Below are 17,749 nucleotides of genomic sequence, written 5' to 3'. Positions count from 1 at the left end.
CTGCTGGTAGCTTTTCACCATGCGGGAGACGGACGTCCACCTCGGCGAGCCGCCCGCCGTCGTCAACATCGGCGTCGGCGTGCACGGCGTGGCGAGCCGCACGGACGTCTTCCGGCTGCCGGAGCTGTGGCAGCTGCACCTCTACCAGTACGACGCCGAGCTGACCGTCGACGGCACCGCGCACACCATCCGCCCCGGCCGCGTCAGCCTCGTACCACCCGGCACCACGGTCCGCTACCGCTACCAGGGCCGCTCCGAACACCTCTACGCCCATCTGCGCATCGCCCCCGCCGGGCCGCCCCGCACCGTCCCCGTGATGCAGGACGCGGGGCCCGAATTCCCCATGCTCTCCAGCCTGTTGCTGAACGCGATCGCGGCGGCCCCCGGAGCGCCCGAGCACACCCGGGCCGAGATCTGGACCGCGCTGTGGCGCGTCGCCCGGCTCACCCCGCCCACCGCCACGAGCCGCGGCCCGCACCCGGCGGTCGGCACGGCCATCGCCCACATCGAGGCCCGGCTGGCGGCGCCGCTCACCATCCCGGAGATCGCCCGCGCCGCCGGGATCTCCCACAACCACCTCACCCGGCTCTTCCGCGCCGAGACCGGCACCACCGTCGTGGCCTACGTCCGTCGCCGCAGACTTCAGCGCGCCCACCATCTGCTGCGCGCCACGACGCTCTCCATCCCGGCGGTCGCCGCCTCCGTCGGCATCCCCGACCTGCAGGCCTTCAACAAGGCGTGTCGCCGCGAACTCGGCGCCTCGCCCCGCGTACTGCGCGGAACTACTTCTTGACGGCCCTCAGGACGACGAACTTCGCGTCACTCGCCACGAGTTCGCTGTTGCCGAAGAGGCGGCGCAGCTTCAGGTGGTAGCCGAGATGGCGGTTCCCGATGACCCACAGTTCGCCGCCCGGCCGCAGCGCGCGCCGCGCCCCCGAGAACATCCGCCAGGCCGTGGTGTCCGTCGTCGCCTGGTGCGAGTGGAAGGGCGGATTGTTCAGGACGAGGTCCACGCTCCCGGCGGGGACGTCCGCGAGTCCGTCGCCCACGCGGAACTCCGCGCCCACGCCGTCGGTGTTCTCCCGGTACGTCTCCTCGGCCGAGGCGACCGCCTGGTACGACTCGTCCACGAACAGCACCTCCGCCTCCGGGTTGGCCAGCGCCATCGCCGTACCGACGACTCCGTTGCCGCAGCCCAGGTCCACGATCCGCTCGGGGCCCCGGCTGCGCGGCAGGTGCTGAAGGAGGAAGCGGGTGCCGATGTCGAGACGGTCGGCGCAGAACACACCGGCGTGGTTGACGACGGTACGGCCGGAAACCAGTCCGATGTCGTCGGGCAGCCGGTAGCTGTACGGCCAGGGGTTGGCAGCGCGGGCGATCCCGGAGTACGGGGTGCAGAAGATCAGCCGGGCCTTCTTCTCGGCCAGCGAGGTCCGGGTCGGGCCGAGGATCCGCTCGAAGAGGTGCAGCGTCGAGGTGTGGATGTCCTTGACCATGCCCGTGCCCACGACGACGGTCCCCTCGTGCACGCCGGGCGCCAGCCGGTGCAGCTGGTCCTCCAGCAGGGCGAGGCTCTTCGGCACCCGGACGAGCAGGACGTCGATGCGGTCGGGGGGCGTGTCCTGCGTGGTCAGCAGCCGTACCGCGGTCGCCTCGACCCCGTTGCGGGCCAGGTTCGCCCGGGTCGCCTCCTGCGCGAGGAAGGAGTCGGTGATCTGCGTCGGCCGGTGCGCCGACAGCGCCGTGGCGAGCGCTCCCCAGCGGTCGCCGACCACCACGACCGACCCGGACAGCGGGGTTCCGCTGTCCGCGAGGTGCCGCAGCAGATAGGTGTCGGCGGCGTCCCAGGCACGGAGCTGGTCGCGGGGGTCCTCGGGGAAGCGGGCCAGCGCGTACTCGGCCCAGGGCGCGGTCATCCGGTCGTTCATCGTGGGTCAAGGCTAGCCGAGCCGCAGCTCAGCCGGGTGCGGCCCGGGTCTTGATCGGATGCGGGCACGGGACGGGCGGGGTGCGCGAGGATGGTGGCATGTCCATGGATGCTGAGCTGTTCCCCCGGAGCCGGGCGGAGGTCGCGCCGGGCGCGGTGCATCTGCCGGACTGGCTGGACCCGGTTGCCCAGCGGGAGCTTCTCGATGCCTGCCGTGCGTGGGCCCGCCCACCGGCCGGACTGCGTACGGTGCGCACGCCCGGCGGCGGCACGATGACCTCCCGGCAGGTGTGCCTGGGCTGGCACTGGTACCCGTACCGGTACGCGCGCACGGTCGCCGACGGTGACGGCGCCCCGGTGAAGCCCTTCCCCGCCTGGCTGGACGAGCTCGGCCGCCGCGCGGTCGCGGACACCCTGGGCCCCGAGGCCGCCATCGCCCCGTACGACATCGCACTGATCAATTTCTACGACGCCGACGCCCGGATGGGCATGCACCGCGACAGCGACGAGAAGTCCGACGCGCCCGTGGTGTCGCTGAGCCTCGGCGACACCTGCGTCTTCCGCTTCGGGAACACCGAGTCGCGCTCGCGCCCGTACACGGATGTCGAGCTGCGCAGCGGGGACCTGTTCGTGTTCGGCGGGGCCTCCCGGCTCGCCTACCACGGGGTTCCCCGAGTGCTCCCCGATACGGCGCCGCCCGAACTGGGCCTGACCGGCCGTCTGAACGTGACGCTACGGGTGAGTGGCTTCCAGGTGCCTTCGGGCGGGGCACCGCACGAGCGGATCATGGGAGACTCGCCCTCATGAACGGCAAGGCGGGCCCCCGGACAGCGGGGGAAGGGAACACGCGGACACGGCTGGACCGGGGGCGCGGGGCGCTCGGACCCGCGCTGGAACTCGTGCACACCGGACGTGCGCCGACGCGTGCCGTACTCACCGCCGAGCTGGGCGTCACCCGGGCGACCGCCGGCGTGGTGGCCTCGGAGCTGGAGGCGCTCGGGCTGATCCGGGTCGACGCGCGGCCCGGCGCGGCGGCCGGTTCGCAGGGACGGCCCTCGCACCGCCTGGAGGTCGCCGAGGACGGTCCTGTGGCGCTGGCCGCACAGGTGCACGCCGACGGGTTCCGCGCCGCACTGGTCGGGCTCGGCGGCCGGATCGTCGCCACCGCACCCAGCTGCGAGACCGTCGACGCCGACCCGGCGAAGGTGCTGGGCGCCGTCGTCGAGACGGGCGCGCAGCTGCTCCGCGAGACCGGGCGGCGCTGCGTGGGCGCCGGACTCGCCGTACCGTCCGCCGTCGCCGAGCCGGACGGGCTCGCCCTCAACCCCCTCCACCTCGCCTGGCCCGCGGGCGCCCCCGTCCGCCGGATCTTCGCCGAGCGGGTGCGCGCGGCGGGCATCGAGGGCCCGGCGTTCGCCGCGAACGACATCAACCTCGCCGCGCTCGCCGAGCACCGCCACGGCGCCGGGCGCGGCGCCCGCGACCTGCTGTGCGTGGCCACCGGGCACCGGGGCGTCGGCGGCGCGCTCGTCCTCGACGGGCGGCTGCACACGGGCAGCTCGGGCCTCGCCCTCGAAGTCGGCCACCTCACCGTCAACCCCGAGGGCCGCCCCTGCCACTGCGGCAGCCGCGGCTGCCTCGACGTCGAGGCGGACCCCCTGGCGTTCCTCACGGCGGCGGGCCGCGACCCCGGCCCCGAGGTGTCCCTCCTCCAGCAGGCCAACGACCTGATCCGCACCCGGTACGACCAGGACCCCTCCGTCCGCACGGCCACCGAGGCGCTGATCGACCGCCTCGGCCTCGGCCTCGCCGGACTGGTCAACATCCTCAACCCCGACCGGATCATCCTCGGCGGCCTGCACCGCACCCTCCTCGACGCCGACCCCGACCGGCTGCGCGCCGTCGTCGCCGACCGCAGCCTGTGGGGCCAGAGCGGCGGTGTACCGATCCTCGCCTGCACCCTGGACCACAACACCCTGGTGGGTGCAGCGGAGTTGGCCTGGCAGCCGGTCCTCGACGACCCACCGGCGGCACTGGCTCGGACCTGACAGGGCCTAGGCGGCGTCCGGCAACCGCGGCGGACGGGGTGGCGTACCGCGCCACTCCACGGCGAGCGCCCGGGCGGGGTTCTGTGTGAAGAGGTGCTCCACGAGTTCCGCACCCAGGGCCAGTGCGAGCCGTGGGCGCACCCGGCGCAGCAGATACGGCATCCCGGGGCCGCCGTTGACCGAGCGCGCGGCCGCGGTCGTCGTGTCGGCGCCGAGGAGCAGGCGATGGCCGAAACCGGCGTCGGCCAGGGCGCGTACGGCGTCGGGCATGCGCCAGTCGGTGACGTGGTTCGCACGGGAGGGGCCGTCGAAGGCGAGGTAGGCGCCCGCCTCGGCGGCCTGGCGCTGCACCACGAGGTCCGGGGAACGGTTGAGGTGACCCAGGATCACCCGGTGCGGCGGCACCTCCAACGCGCCGCACAGCAGGTCGAGTACGTCGAGCGCGGCCGTGCCCAGCTCCAGGTGCACGGCGATCGGCGCGCCCGTGGCATGGTGCGCCTCGGCCGCCGCGGTCATCGTCCAGCGGGCGTGCCCGTCAAGCGCGTGGAAGCCACCCGCGACCTTGACGAGTCCGGCCCGGACCCCGGACGTGCCGATGCCGGAGGTGAGTTCGGAGACGAAGACGTCGGTCAGCCTGCCGCGCAGTTCGCGGAGCGACTCCGGTGTGTAGTGGACCGCTTGGTGCAGGCCCGTCGCGGCGACCACATGGACCCCGGTGTCACGGGAGAGCAGCGGCAGGTCCGCGGCGCGCCGGCCCAGTCCGTACGGCGTCCACTGCACCACGCTCCCGCCGCCCTGCTCGCGGAACGCGGCCAGTTCGGCCCGCGCGGCGGACGCGTCGCGCAGTTCCTGGCCGGGGAGCGCGGGACTGCCGAAGAAGAGGTGGTCATGGGCGTCGCACACCCCGAGGTGCTCGGGCGGCACGTCTGCGAGGACCGTACGGACCCTCGCGGGGACGGCGCCATCGGGGCTCGTGGGGGCAGGGCTCACCACTACCGGCCCCGGGGCAGCCGGTCGCGCCCGGGCGCCGACAAGTGCAGCACCTGGAAGACCTCGCCGGGAGCCTTCGGCGTGTCGTGGTCCCAGAGGGAGAAGTGGACCAGCTCCCAGTGGCGCGGGTCGACGGCGGCGGCCGCGCACACCGCGCCGTCGAGCGAGGCCAGCCGCTCCGTCTCCGCAGCGGCGTCCGCCATCACCTCGGCCAGGTCGACGCCCTCCGGTACGGGCCGCCGTCGCCGCACCGCGACCTGGGCCGGCGCACCGGCGGCGCCGCCCTCCTCGTACGCGAGGCCCGCCCAGTTCTGCACCACCGGCCGCTCGAAGTCATCGACCAGTCCCTGGAAGGCGCCGCCCCAGAGGAAGGAGTTCATGCCCTCGACGGTGTTCCAGAGGTAGAAGGGCGCGTACTGGTTGACCGGCGAGCCGTGCAGCCCGCGCTCACGCATCAGATACGTCTTGAAACCGAGCCCCTCCCAGTCGTCGAGGAGGTGCCCGACGCGGGAGACCCGGGCGCGGATGATTCCCATGTCGTAGTCGGCGGGGAACGTCAGTTCGTACTGCATCGCGTGCATCGCATGCCTCCTTGAGGGGCCTTCAGGCCTTCAGGTCTTCAGCCGAGGCCCCGACCGGCGGGGGAGAGCAGGGCGAGCAGTCCGCGGACGGCCGTGTCGAAGGCGGCCGGGGAGCCGGAGGCGCGCGCGAGCACATAGCCTCCCTGGACGGTCGCGAGGATCGTCGCGGCGATCTCCTCGGCGTCCAGCGACGGCGCGAACTGCCCTTGTTCCTTGCCCTCTTCGACGATCCCGGCCAGTCGCTCGCGCAGCCAGTCGATCGTCTCGTCGACGGGGGCGCGCAGCTCCGCACTGGCGATCACGTCCGGGTCCATCGTCAGCCGACCGACCGGACAGCCGCGCAGGACGTCTCGCTCCCGGCGCAGATACGCCTCGACGCGCTCGTACGGCGAACCGGGCGCGCCCAGTACGTCCTCGGCAGCAGCCCGCAGTTCCTCGGCCGTGCGTCGGATCGCGGCCAGGGCGAGATCGGGCTTGCCCTTGAAGTGGTGGTACATGCTGCCCTGCCCGGCGCCCGCGTGCTCCTGGATCGCCTTGGGGCTGGTGCCCACGTAGCCGCGCTCCCACAACAGCTCACGCGTGGACTCGATCAGCCGCTCCGGAGTGCTCATGAACTCACTGTACATACTAGTAGGTACAGAGTCGAGGGCGGTAGGAGCGGACTGAGGAAGCAGGCGATGGCGCCCCGCGTACTCCCCCGGAGGTACGGGAACGGCCGCTGGCCGTACGACGACTCGGGCCCCCTCCCGGAGCGAGTCTCGATGCATCGCAACAGCTCCCACCTACAACTGCTCCTCTAGGAGATGACCCGAGATGCAGACCCTGGCGAACTGGGACGGCGGCCCCGGCCCGTGGATCCTGTTCTTCCCGCTGATCTGGGCGGCCGTCGTGATCGGCGTCGTGACGGTCCTGCGCCGCACCGTGGGCCGCGGGCGCCGCGGACCGTGGCGCGCCATGGGCGACTTCGGCCCGCCCCGCGACTCCCGCCCGACGGGCGACTCGCCGATCGCGCTGCTCGGCCGCCGCTTCGCCACCGGCGAGATCGACGAGGACGAGTACTGGCGCCGACTGTCCGTCCTGGACGAGCAGTTCGGCCGCCCGGGCAAGGGAGGAGCGGCATGACGACCGCCACCACGACGCGTCATGCCGCGGGTGTCGCCGACGCCGTCAAGGTGTACGGCAGCGGCGACACCGCCGTCAGGGCCCTGGACGGGGTGAGCGTCGGCTTCCCGGCCGGACGCTTCACCGCGATCATGGGCCCCTCGGGCTCCGGCAAGTCCACCCTGATGCACTGCGCGGCGGGCCTGGACACACTCACCTCGGGCGCCGCGTTCATCGGCGACACCCCACTGAGCACGCTGGACGACCGCCGCCTGACCCTGCTGCGCCGCGACCGTGTCGGCTTCGTCTTCCAGGCCTTCAACCTGATCCCGACGCTGACCGTCGCCGAGAACATCACGCTGCCCCTGGACCTCGCCGGGACGAAGGGCTCCCGAGAGTGGATCGACGCGCTCGTCGATGTCGTCGGCCTGCGCGACCGGCTCCACCACCGCCCCGCCGAACTCTCCGGCGGACAGCAGCAACGCGTCGCCGTGGCCCGGGCGTTCGCCGGCCGTCCCGACGTCGTCTTCGCCGACGAACCCACCGGCAACCTCGACTCCCGCTCCGGCGAGGAGGTCCTGAACCTCCTCGGCCGCGCGGTGCGCCGGATGGACCGTACGGTCGTCATGGTCACGCACGACCCGGTGGCGGCCGCACACGCCGACGAGGTCGTCTTCCTCGCCGACGGACGCCTCGTGGACCGGATGGAGTCCCCGACGGCCGACAAGGTCCTCGACCGGATGAAGGCGTTCGACGCCAAAGGAGGGCGGTCGTGAACGCCTCCGTGCGCCTGAGCGTGTCCTCCCTGCGCGCCCACAAACGCCGCTTCGCCGGTACGTTCCTGGCGGTGCTCCTCGGTGTCGCCTTCCTGGCCGGAACGCTGGTCATGGGCGACACACTGCGGGCGAGCTTCAGCACGCTGTTCGGCGACGCCACGAAGGGCACCGACGCGGTCGTCCGCAGCGCCGACGCCATCACGACGCCCGGTGAGAGCCAGGGTGTGCGCCAACCGGTCGACACCGCCCTGGTCAAGACCGTCGAGCGGGTTCCCGGCGTCGCGGCCGCCGCCCCCGACATCCAGGGCGCGGGCCAACTCGTCGGCAGCGACGGCGAGCCCGTCGGCGGCCAGGGCCCGCCCACCCTCGCCGGCAACTGGATCACCGACCCGAAGCTCAACCCGTACCAACTCGCCGCGGGCCACGCCCCGTCGAAGTCCGGCGAGGTCGTCGTCAACCGCGGCGCCGCGAAGAAGGGCGGCCTGAAGATCGGCGACACGACCACCCTGCGCACCCCCGGTCCCGTCAAGGTGACGATCGTGGGCCTCGCGACCTTCGGTGGCGAGGACGGCATGGCGCAGGTGACGTTCACCGGGATGACGCAGGCCGACGCCGAGAAGTACCTCACCGCGAAGCCCGGCGAGGCGGCGAACATCCGGGTGCGGGCCGGTCCCGGAGTCGGTCAGGCCGAGCTCGTCGCGGACCTGACTCCCGTCCTGCCCAAGGGAGTCGAGGCGATCACCGGCCAGGAGTCGGCGCGGGAGAACACCGACATGATCTCCAGCCAGTTCCTGAACATCTTCACCACCTTCCTGCTCGTCTTCTCCGGCATCGCGCTGCTGGTCGCGACCTTCTCCATCCACAACACCTTCGCGATCGTCGTCGCCCAACGCACCCGCGAGAACGCCCTGTTGCGTGCCCTGGGCGCCTCCCGTCGCCAGGTCACCGCCTCGTCCCTGGTCGAGGCGAGCGTGGTCGCGGTGACCGCGTCGGCCGTCGGCCTCGCGGGCGGCATCGGGATCGCGGCCGGGCTGCAGGCGCTGTTCCCCGCCATCGGGTTCCCCTTCCCCCAGGGCGACTTGGTGATCAGCGGCCTGTCCATGCTGCTGCCGCTCGCGGTCGGCGTCGTGGTCTGCCTGGGCTCCGCGCTGCTGCCCGCCGTACGCGCCGGACGCACCGCGCCGCTGGCCGCGCTGCGCGAGACGGCCGTCGACGGGTCCGGGGCCTCACGGGGGCGGGCGATCGTGGGTGCGGCGCTGGCCGTACTCGCGGTGGGCGCCACCCTGACCGGCGTACTGGTGAGCCCGTCGCTGTGGCTCGCGGGCCTCGGCGCCGTTCTCGCCCTCGCCGCCTTCGTGGTCCTCGGACCCGTGGCGTCGTCGGCCGCCGTACGAGCCCTCGGCGCCCCCCTCGACACGCTGCGCGGTGTCACCGGCGGCCTGGCCCGGCGCAACGCGCTGCGCAGCCCGAAGCGGACCGCCGCCACCGCGAGCGCCCTGATGATCGGCGTCGCCGTCGTCTCGCTGTTCACGGTCTTCGGCGCCTCGCTGAAGGCCACCATGGACCAGACGGTCTCCCGGTCCTTCGCGGGTGACGTCGCCGTCAGCACCCCGTCCTTCGGCGCGGGCGGCAGCGGGCTGAGCCCCGAGCTGGCTCCCGCGATCGCGCGGCAGCCGGCCGTCCGGTACGCGGTCGGCCTCGGCCGCGGGGTCGCCCAAGTCGACGGCAAGGGGCGGGCGCTGACCGTCACCGACCCGGTCACACTCGGCAAGGTCTTCGACCTCGGTGAGGTGCGCGGCTCGCTCGACGACCTGGGCACCGACGGCATCGCGCTCACCCGGACGGAGGCCGCGGAGCAGCACCTCACGACCGGCGACACCGCCCGGCTCACCTTCACCGACGGCAAACGCGAGAACTTCACCGTCCGCGCTGTCTACGGCCGCTCCGAACTCGCCGGCGACTACGTCATCACCCGCGCCGCCTGGGCCCCGCACCGCACCCAGGACTCCGACTCGCTCGTCGCCGTCACCTTCAAGAACGGTGTCGGTACGGCCGACGGCAAGGCGGCCGTCGAGAAGGTGGCCGCGCGGTACGGCAACCCCGAGGTGCAGACCCGCGACGAGTACGCGCGGTCCTCGGCCGGCGGCATCGACATGATGCTCACCCTGGTCTACGCGCTGCTCGCACTCGCGGTGCTCATCGCCCTGCTCGGCATCGCCAACACGCTCACCCTCGCGATCCACGAGCGCACCCGTGAACTCGGTCTGCTGCGGGCGGTCGGGCAGACCCGGGCGCAGCTGCGCGCCATGGTCCGCTGGGAGTCGGTCCTCGTCGCCGCCTTCGGAACGGCGGGCGGACTCGCCCTCGGTGCCTTCCTGGGCTGGGTGCTCGTCGAGGCCTCCGACGGCGCGTCGGACAGCGCCTTCGCCTTCGCGATCCCGCCCGTGCGGCTCGTCGTGGTGGCGCTCGTGGGCGTCGCGGCGGGAGCCCTCGCGGGGCTGCGCCCGGCCCGGCGGGCAGCACGCCTGGACGTGCTGCGCGCCATCGCCACCGAGTGACGTACGAGACGGGGGTCACCGCCCGGTCAGCCGGCAACGGCGGACCGGGCGGGAGCGTGTTCGGGCCGGCGTTCGTCGAGGGGGTCGAGCGGGGCGACGGCGTGTCGGCGCGTGGTCTCGCGAGTCTGTTCGTACGGCGGAAGCACGGGCTCCGCCACCGCGGGCGAGGTCGCCGGCAGGGTGAACCACACGACCTTGCCCGACTCGCCGTCCGGACGCACGCCCCAGCTCTCGCTCACCGCGGCGATCATCGCGAGACCGCGTCCGCAGGTGGCCGTGGGGTCGACGTCCTGCACCTCGGGCAGGCGGGGGTCGTGGTCGTGCACCGAGACCGTGAGCCGGTCGAGCAGCAGCTCGATCTCCACGGTGCACACCTTGTCCGGCTGGGCGTGCCGGTGAACGTTGGTCAGCAGCTCGGTCACTCCGAGCGCGGCCCGGTCTATCAAGGGGTCCTGATGCCAGTAGCGCAACTGCGCAGAAAGGATTCTGCGGACCTGGCCGATCCGCGACGGCAGGGCTTGGAGCTCCACCGTGCAATGCCTGCTTGGCTGGCTGATCACGGCTGCGACTCCCCGAATTGAGGTCCGGAAGAAGACGGAGATCGGATCCAGCAGAGTGGCTGAGTGGAACGGCCGCCTGCTGTAGTGACCGGCGGACTGATTCGTAGCGTTATCGCCGGTGAACCCAGAGTGATGATGTGAGAACAGCGTGACTCAGGGGGTGCGGTCCTGCAACTCGCGGTGCGGTCCGCTCCGGCCCGAGCCGTCGCGGGGCGGGGGTCTCGCCTGAGCGGCGGCGTCCGGCGGGCCGGGGTTCATCGTTCACCGCCGCGGGGAGCGGGTGGATCGCTCACGCACCGAACGTCACCCACCGCGAACGGGGGCCGCCGAGCCGAGGGTGCTGATCCCGGACCGCGTTCCCCTCGGACACGGACCGAGGCCCCGGACGCCACCCCTCGCCGCACGCGCCCCGAAGCCGCCTGCCCGCGGGTGGGGGGCTCCCACTTCGGGTTTTGCCTGGCGTGGGCCGGAGGCTCATGGTCCGGGGTGGGCCGGTGGGGAGCCTGAGGCTTTTCGGTCGGCCGTAGCCGCCCGTCGGCGGGTGGCCCCCACCCCGGGTTTCGCCGGGCGGGGGCTGGAGGATCCGTAGCAGGGCTTCGCCGGCGGTGAGTCCAGGGGTTTGTCGATGGCCGCCGCCGACCGCGAGCCCAGGGCTGCCCCGTCGGCGGTCGCCGGTTACGCGCGGGTGGTTCTCGCATCGGGTTTCGCCGGGCGTGGGCCGGAGGGTTCTGGATCGGGCGTGGGTGGTTGTGGGCCCAGGGCTTGCGCGCCGGGCAGCGCCGGCTGTGGGCCCAGGGCCTTGTTGTGGGCCGTCGGCGGTTGTGGGCCGACGGCCGTCCCGTGGGCCGTTGGTGGTCGTGCGTGGGCGGCTGTCGCGCCGCGTCCCGCGTCGGGTTTCGCCGGGCGCGCGTTCGGGGTGTGCCTTCGGCTCTCGTCGAGCGAGGGGTCCGGCACCGGGACTCGGCGGTCGCGGGGCTCCCGGTCCGGGGATCGTCGGGCGCGAGCCCGGGCCGTGCCGGTCGGCTGTGGTCGGCTGTGGTGAGGGCGTTCGTGCCGGACGTCGACGGTGGGACGTCCGAGGCTCGCCCGGTCGCCGTCGCCGGTTGCGGGCCCGGGGCCCGCGTGCCGACCGCCGCGGGTCGCGAGCGTCGTTGGCAGCGCGCTCGGGGGTGCCCGGTAGGCGGCCGTCGGCCGGAGGACGAAGGCCTGCGCGCAGGGCGTCGCCGGTCGCGAGTCGTGGGTGCCTGTGTCGGCCCTTGCCGGTGGCGAACCGAAGGCTCCCGTGTCGGTTGCCGCGCGGCCGACTCAGCCGTTGCGCCCCGCCGCCCTGCGAACCGCCTCTATGAACCGGCGCGCCGAAGGCGGCCCCGGCTTGCCCGGCGCGGGATCGTGCTCGCCGAGCGTGAGCGAATAGCGGGTGCCGTTGACGTCGGCCAACGCCCGGTCCTCGGGCGCGAACCACGGCTTCGACGCCCGCACCGCCTGCACCGGCGCACTGTCGATCTCGCTGCCGTAACTCGTCAGCAACTCCAGCCTGCCGTCGCTGATCCGGACCTGTCCGGCCCGGGTGAGCGACCGCAGCCTCTTCCCGATCCGCACGCCCGTGGCCGTGAACTCCGGCTCCGCCATGATGCTCCGCCCCCTTGTGCGCGTCGGCTGTGCTCTGTCCCGCGTCGCTCTGTCCCGCGTCCCGGGCCCGGATTTCGCGCGGGTCGTGCTCCGGTGTGCGCGACCGCTCCGGGAGTGTCATCCCGCGCGGCGCGGTCGGACGCGGGCCGCGTCCCCTGCGGTGCAGTCTGCCCGCAGGCAGCGGCGAGCACCAGTGCGCATGACGAGGTGACGGCGGGGACGGGAGCACTCGCCCGGGTGCGCCCCCGTCGCTTCGGACACCCCTGCTCCAGGGGTGCCTTTGAGGTGCTCAAAGGTGTGTTTATGCAGGTGAGAAGCGTGCGCAAGGTGTTTATGATCGAGGCGTCCGACCATCTGAACCGGCGTCGGCGCGATGCGTAAGGAGCCCCGCCGTGAGCACCCCTCAGCAGATCCGGACCGGCGAAACCCTCGACGTCGACCACAGCGACGCGCGGTACCGGACCTGGCTCAAAGAAGCCGTCCGCAAAGTCCAGGCCGACGCGAACCGCTCGGCGGACACCCACCTGCTGCGCTTCCCGCTGCCCGAGGCGTGGGGTATCGACCTCTACCTGAAGGACGAGTCGACCCACCCCACCGGCAGCCTCAAGCACCGCCTCGCCCGCTCACTCTTCCTGTACGGGCTCTGCAATGGCTGGATCCGGCCGGGCCGCCCGGTGATCGAGGCGTCCAGCGGCTCGACCGCGGTCTCCGAGGCGTACTTCGCGAAGCTGATCGGCGTGCCTTTCATCGCGGTCATGCCGCGCACCACGAGCGCCGAGAAGTGCCGTCTGATCGAGTTCCACGGCGGGCAGTGCCACTTCGTGGACGACTCCCGCAGGATGTATGAGGAGTCCGCCGCCCTCGCGGTCGAGACCGGCGGCCACTACATGGACCAGTTCACCTACGCGGAACGGGCCACGGACTGGCGCGGCAACAACAACATCGCCGAATCCATCTTCCGCCAGCTGGAGTTGGAGCGTTTCCCGGAGCCCGCGTGGATCGTCGCCACGGCCGGTACCGGCGGCACCTCGGCGACCCTCGCGCGCTACGTGCACTACATGCAGGCCGACACCCGTATCTGCGTCGCCGACCCGGAGAACTCGTGTTTCTTCGAGGGCTGGACCACCGGCGATCCGGACGTCACCTGCGACTGCGGCTCGCGTATCGAGGGCATCGGCAGGCCCCGTATGGAGCCGAGCTTCGTGCCGGGCGCGATCGACCGGATGATGAAGGTGCCGGACGCCGCGAGCGTGGCGGCCGTACGGGCACTGGAACAGGCCATCGGCCGCAAGGCGGGCGGCTCGACCGGCACCGGGCTGTGGAGCGCGCTGAAGATCGTCGCCGAGATGGTGACCGAGGGGCGCAAGGGCAGCGTCGTGACGCTGCTCTGCGACCCCGGGGACCGCTATCTCGACAAGTACTACTCGGACGCGTGGCTGGCCGAACAGGGGCTGGACATCGCGCCCTACACCGCGGCGATCGCGGCCCTGCTCCAGACGGGCGTCTGGCCGGACTGACCGTCGGGGCGCGTCCTCAGACGGACCTCGTCGTCACGCGGGTGTCGACGCCAGTCGTCGGTCCAGCGCCGTCACCGCCTGGCGGAACGCGCGGCCCAGGCCCGCCCGGCCCAGCCTCAGGGCCAGCCGGAACGGGGCCGCGCCGTCGGCGGCGAAGGTCCACTGGACCCGGGTGCCCTTCCCGGCCGGAGTCAGCCGCCACTCCTCGACCAGGGCCCGGGGGCCGGGCGCGTTCGAGACGTCCACCCGGTACGTGTACACCTCGGGGGCCTCGGCCACGAGGACCGTTTCCTGGAAGCGCGTACCGCCCCGGAGCCGGATCTCCCGCCCGGCGCCGTCCCCGGTCGGCCGGGCGAGTGTCACCGCCGAGAACCACTCGCTCCAGCCGGGCACGTCCTCGGCCAGCGCGCGGAAGACCACCTCGGGAGGGGCCGCCACCTCGCGGGCGAACACCAGACGCAGAGGAGCGGTCTCGGCGAAGTCGAGCCCCACCGGGCGAAGACGGCGTGCCATGGACGAAACCCCCACCTGGGAACGGAGCCTCCGGTCCCGCGTACGGAGCCGCGGGCAGCGTCACCTTAGCTGGCGGACCGTCAGATGTCTGTACCGTCCTCGGGCTCTCCGGCCACCACCAGGCGCCGCAGGTGTTCGGAGACCTCCGCCCGCGCCTCCGCCGGCAGCCCGGCGTCGGTGACCAGCGTGTCGACCTGGTCCAGCGCGGCGAACGAACTCAGACCCACCGTGCCCCACTTGGTGTGGTCGGCGACCACGACGACCCGCCGTGCGGACTGCACCAGCCGCCGGTTGGTCTCGGCCTCCGCAAGGTTCGGCGTCGACAGGCCCGCCTCGACCGATATCCCGTGCACCCCGAGGAACAGCACGTCGAAGTGGAGCGCCGCGATGGCCTGGTCGGCCACGGGGCCGACCAGCGAGTCGGACGGGGTGCGCACCCCGCCCGTCAGCACGACCGTGGCCGCGCCCTGGCGCTGGCCGGAGAGGCGCTGCGCCGAGTGGAAGACATCGGCGACCCGTACCGAGTTGGTGACCACGGTCAGGTCCGGCACGTCAAGGAGCTGATGCGCCAGCGCGTACGTCGTCGTACCGCCCGAGAGCGCGATCGCCGTGCCCGGCGCGACCAGCTCGGCGGCGACCCGCGCGATGTCCTCCTTGGCGGTCAGCTCCAGGCCCGACTTGGCCTCGAAACCCGGCTCGTGCGTACTCGCTTCGACCAGCGGCACCGCGCCGCCGTGCACCTTCTCCACCACGCCCTGGCGGGCGAGCGCGTCGAGGTCACGACGGACCGTCATGTCGGAGACGCCCAGCTTGCGGGTCAGCTCGTTCACGCGGACGCCGCCCCGGCGCCGTACCTCGTCGAGAATCAGGGCCCGACGCTGCTCCGCGAGAAGGTTCTGATTCTCACTCACGTCCGCTCCGATCCTTGCGCCACAAGCTGCCCGACACTCTGTCCGAACCCACTCCCACGTGGACATTCTCCTTGTCCTAGGCCTGGAGGACGACCCATCCTCGCACGGGCCACCGACACGTGCGCCACTCCCCGCAAGGACACCCCGTCCCGCCCGTCGCGTCACTGTCACACGTATCGGGGAGATTCCGTGACCACAGGTGCGCGCGCACCCCTGAGCGGAGATCCTTGTGCCTGCACATGACACATGCCAGACGCGCGCACGGGGGAAGTGCAGAAAAGTGGAACGTGCACGGGAACACGCCTCGGCGGGAGAGCTCAGCGGCCCCGCACAGCGGCCCGAAGCGGCCGATACCGCCCTCGAACTCCTGGTCCACGGAGTCGGCGGCACCACACCCGAGGAGATGCTGGACGATCCGCGCACGGTCCGGATCAGCGGCGACGACACCGCGGCCGTCTACCGGCGCGTCGACGACGCCGACGCGGAGCGGCGCCCCGACGACTACCGGGGCAAGCCGGTCCCCGAGGCCTATGTGTGGTGCAACCTCACCTCTGGCAACGGCACCCGGGCCCTGTGGCTGTTGCTGCTGCCCTTCATGGTCGTCAACCTCGCGCACTGGATGCGTCCCGCCACCCGCGGCCGCACCCGGACGGTCCGCCTGTACGGCCTGCTCGTCCGGCTGGCCGGGCTCACCCTCACCGTGCTGCTGGTCGCCGCGGCCTGCGAGGTCGCCCTCGACCTGACCGCCTGGCAGTGCGCGGGCACACGCGCGTGCGCCGAGGCGCACTCCTGGCTTGGCTTCCTCTCCCCGGACCTGTCCGACAACGGCTGGTGGAGCCGACCCGGCCGCCGCCTCGCCCTGGCCGCCCTGGTGCCCGCGGGTCTCACCTGCCTGCTCTGGTACCTCTCGCACCGCACCTGGAGCGCGTACGAGTCCCAGCAGCCCGTGTCCCGCAGGCCCGAGCCCGCCGAGGAGACCGGCCGCACCGGGCTCGGCAGGCCCGGCTTCTGGTACGGGCGCCGTCTGGTGGCCCGGCTGCGCGCCGCGCACACCGCGGCGGGACTTCTCACCGTCACCGCCGCGGTCGGTGGCCCCGCGGCCCGCTTCGACCGGGAGACCGGTGGACCCGCCGTGCTCGGGATCCTCGGCCTGCTGCTGTACGCGGCGCTCGTCGTGGGCGCGGTCGTGGTGCTGTGGGTGGTCTGCCGGCGCGGGCGCAGCGAACACCGGCTGGACCAGGAACTGGACGCCACGCTCGTGCGCGGGCTGCCCCTGGGCTCGATCGTCCTGTTCGCCCTGACCCTGCTGTACGCCGGATGGTCACGGCCCGGCTGGCACTCGACGGGGCGGCTGCCGGGCGACGCGACCTTCGGAGGCCTCGCCCTCGCCCAGGGGCTGCTCGTCATCACGCTCGGCGTGGTGGCCCGCGTTCTGTACCGCACCAGGCCCGACCCGCGCACCGCCCTGCGTGGTCTGGCCGGACCCGCCGTCGCGATGCTGGCCTGCGCCCTGGGCGGCGTGATGTCCGGCGGAGTCGCGCAGCGCGTCGCCGACTGGCTGGACGGCACGCGCGGCTCGCTGCCCGGCCCGCCCGTCCTGCTGACCTGGCAGGCGTCCGTGATCCCCCCGACGCTCCTCGTGCTCCTCGGCCTGTGCGGCAGGCTGGCCCTGCGCACCTGGCGGCTGCGCGTCCTCGAGATGCGCGCGGTGGAACTCGACTACCGCGGCGAGGCCAAGGACACCACCCGTACCGGCCGTATCGCGAGCACACGCGCGATGGCCGCCCTCACCGACCGGGCGCCCCTCATGGTCGGCGTGATCTCGTTCGTGACCCTGCTCCTCGGCGCCGGAGCCCTGGTGGGCGTCCTGACCACCGGTGACGCCCCGGCGCAGGCCGCCCGAGGGTCGTACGCCTTCGTCCGAGGCGCCGCCGAAACCGCACAGGCGCTCGGGTCCTGGCTGATCGGCCTCGGCTTCGTCCTTCTCGTCACCTCGGGGCGGCGCGCCTACAAGGACCCGGCGGCCCGCCGCACCATCGGCATCCTCTGGGACGTCGGCACCTTCTGGCCGCGCGCCGCCCACCCCTTCGCTCCGCCCTGCTACGCCGAGCGTGCCGTGCCCGACCTGACGTGGCGCATGGTCACCTGGACCCGGGCCACCGGCGGGCGCCTGGTGCTCTCCGGGCACTCCCAGGGCAGTGTGCTGGCCGCCGCCGCGGCCTGGCAGCTGAAGCCCTCCGTACGCAGGCGGGTCGCGCTGCTCACCTACGGCTCACCCCTGGAACGGCTCTACGGGCGCTGGTTCCCGGCCCACTTCGGCCCGGCCGCCCTCACCTCCCTGCACCGGGAGGTCGACTGCTGGCGCAACCTGTACCGCCTCACCGACCCCATCGGCGGCCCCGTTCGGCTGCCCGGCGACTGCGGCCCCCAGGTCGACCGCGCGCCCCTGAAGGACCCGCTCGCCTACGGACGCACCCAGGAGCATCCGCTGCCCGCGCCGATCCTCGGACACGGGGACTACCAGGCGGACCCGGCCTTCGCCGAGGAACGCGAACGGCTGCTGTCGCGGCTGCGGTCGGAGGCGGTACCGAGCCCCCGTCCCGACGGCGACGCCACGACCTGAGGGCGACCGCCCGTC

At 73.1% G+C, this 17,749-nt stretch carries 16 protein-coding genes; 8 read left to right on the top strand and 8 right to left on the bottom strand.

Features of this window, described 5'->3' with window-relative positions; all coding sequences use genetic code 11:
• The first annotated feature begins 19 nt into the window (after positions 1–19).
• Entirely contained in the window at positions 20–793 is a 774-nt protein-coding gene (locus KVT44_RS12545; protein ID WP_217567105.1) for an AraC family transcriptional regulator, read from the top strand.
• Here KVT44_RS12545 and KVT44_RS12540 read toward each other — a convergent pair.
• Positions 783–1,928 (bottom strand): methyltransferase, encoded by a 1,146-nt coding sequence (locus KVT44_RS12540; protein WP_217567104.1) that lies wholly within the window; start codon positions 1,926–1,928, stop codon positions 783–785. The genes KVT44_RS12545 and KVT44_RS12540 overlap by 11 nt on opposite strands.
• A gap of 104 nt (positions 1,929–2,032) precedes the next feature.
• Here KVT44_RS12540 and KVT44_RS12535 point away from each other — a divergent pair, with 104 nt between their 5' ends.
• On the top strand, positions 2,033–2,734 hold the full coding sequence (locus KVT44_RS12535) for an alpha-ketoglutarate-dependent dioxygenase AlkB (protein ID WP_217567202.1): 702 nt from the start codon (positions 2,033–2,035) through the stop codon (positions 2,732–2,734).
• Complete coding sequence (locus tag KVT44_RS12530) at positions 2,731–3,975, top strand: ROK family protein (protein WP_190169334.1); 1,245 nt, start codon at positions 2,731–2,733, stop codon at positions 3,973–3,975. Before KVT44_RS12535 ends, KVT44_RS12530 begins: the two co-directional genes overlap by 4 nt.
• 6 nt (positions 3,976–3,981) lie before the next feature.
• On the opposite strand, the gene KVT44_RS12525 is transcribed toward KVT44_RS12530, so the two are convergent.
• From KVT44_RS12525 to KVT44_RS12515, 3 genes are all read right to left on the bottom strand, one after another.
• Entirely contained in the window at positions 3,982–4,899 is a 918-nt protein-coding gene (locus tag KVT44_RS12525) for a phosphotriesterase (protein ID WP_308313979.1), read from the bottom strand.
• A gap of 68 nt (positions 4,900–4,967) precedes the next feature.
• Positions 4,968–5,546, bottom strand: coding sequence for a DUF4865 family protein (locus tag KVT44_RS12520; protein ID WP_217567103.1), 579 nt, complete (start codon positions 5,544–5,546; stop codon positions 4,968–4,970).
• Positions 5,547–5,584: 38 nt separating this feature from the next.
• Positions 5,585–6,157: a TetR/AcrR family transcriptional regulator gene (locus KVT44_RS12515; RefSeq protein ID WP_254649290.1), complete on the bottom strand. Its 573-nt coding sequence runs from the start codon at positions 6,155–6,157 to the stop codon at positions 5,585–5,587.
• A gap of 202 nt (positions 6,158–6,359) precedes the next feature.
• On the opposite strand from KVT44_RS12515, the gene KVT44_RS12510 reads away from it, so the two are divergent.
• Genes KVT44_RS12510 through KVT44_RS12500 form a run of 3 tightly spaced genes read left to right on the top strand, consistent with a single transcriptional unit; the run spans position 6,360 to position 9,981 of the window.
• A complete protein-coding gene (locus KVT44_RS12510) occupies positions 6,360–6,668 on the top strand; it encodes an SHOCT domain-containing protein (protein ID WP_190169338.1) in 309 nt (102 codons plus the stop codon).
• Positions 6,665–7,423 carry an ABC transporter ATP-binding protein gene (locus tag KVT44_RS12505; protein ID WP_075025608.1) on the top strand — a complete coding sequence of 253 codons (759 nt, stop codon included), beginning with the start codon at positions 6,665–6,667 and terminating at the stop codon, positions 7,421–7,423. Before KVT44_RS12510 ends, KVT44_RS12505 begins: the two co-directional genes overlap by 4 nt.
• Positions 7,420–9,981 carry an ABC transporter permease gene (locus tag KVT44_RS12500; RefSeq protein ID WP_217567101.1) on the top strand — a complete coding sequence of 854 codons (2,562 nt, stop codon included), beginning with the start codon at positions 7,420–7,422 and terminating at the stop codon, positions 9,979–9,981. The genes KVT44_RS12505 and KVT44_RS12500 overlap by 4 nt, the downstream gene beginning before the upstream one ends.
• Before the next feature lie 26 nt (positions 9,982–10,007).
• On the opposite strand, the gene KVT44_RS12495 is transcribed toward KVT44_RS12500, so the two are convergent.
• Both KVT44_RS12495 and KVT44_RS12490 read right to left on the bottom strand, forming a co-directional pair.
• A complete protein-coding gene (locus KVT44_RS12495) occupies positions 10,008–10,541 on the bottom strand; it encodes an ATP-binding protein (protein WP_075025610.1) in 534 nt (177 codons plus the stop codon).
• Positions 10,542–11,846: 1,305 nt separating this feature from the next.
• A complete protein-coding gene (locus tag KVT44_RS12490) occupies positions 11,847–12,170 on the bottom strand; it encodes a hypothetical protein (protein WP_054228734.1) in 324 nt (107 codons plus the stop codon).
• Positions 12,171–12,562: 392 nt separating this feature from the next.
• Here KVT44_RS12490 and KVT44_RS12485 point away from each other — a divergent pair, with 392 nt between their 5' ends.
• Positions 12,563–13,687 (top strand): PLP-dependent cysteine synthase family protein, encoded by a 1,125-nt coding sequence (locus KVT44_RS12485; RefSeq protein WP_095856234.1) that lies wholly within the window; start codon positions 12,563–12,565, stop codon positions 13,685–13,687.
• Between the two features lie 33 nt (positions 13,688–13,720).
• Here the strand turns inward: KVT44_RS12485 and KVT44_RS12480 are convergent, their stop codons facing one another.
• A complete protein-coding gene (locus tag KVT44_RS12480) occupies positions 13,721–14,200 on the bottom strand; it encodes an SRPBCC family protein (protein ID WP_217567100.1) in 480 nt (159 codons plus the stop codon).
• A gap of 80 nt (positions 14,201–14,280) precedes the next feature.
• Positions 14,281–15,111, bottom strand: coding sequence for a DeoR/GlpR family DNA-binding transcription regulator (locus tag KVT44_RS12475; protein ID WP_054228731.1), 831 nt, complete (start codon positions 15,109–15,111; stop codon positions 14,281–14,283).
• A 403-nt stretch (positions 15,112–15,514) separates the two neighbouring features.
• On the opposite strand from KVT44_RS12475, the gene KVT44_RS12470 reads away from it, so the two are divergent.
• Positions 15,515–17,734, top strand: coding sequence for a hypothetical protein (locus KVT44_RS12470; RefSeq protein ID WP_254649325.1), 2,220 nt, complete (start codon positions 15,515–15,517; stop codon positions 17,732–17,734).
• The last annotated feature ends 15 nt before the right edge of the window (positions 17,735–17,749 follow it).

This window comes from Streptomyces sp. GbtcB7 (assembly GCF_019091445.1).
GTDB classification, from domain to species: domain Bacteria; phylum Actinomycetota; class Actinomycetes; order Streptomycetales; family Streptomycetaceae; genus Streptomyces; species Streptomyces mirabilis.
Note: the sequence above shows the minus strand (reverse complement) of the source record. Positions and strands in the feature narration are given on the sequence as shown.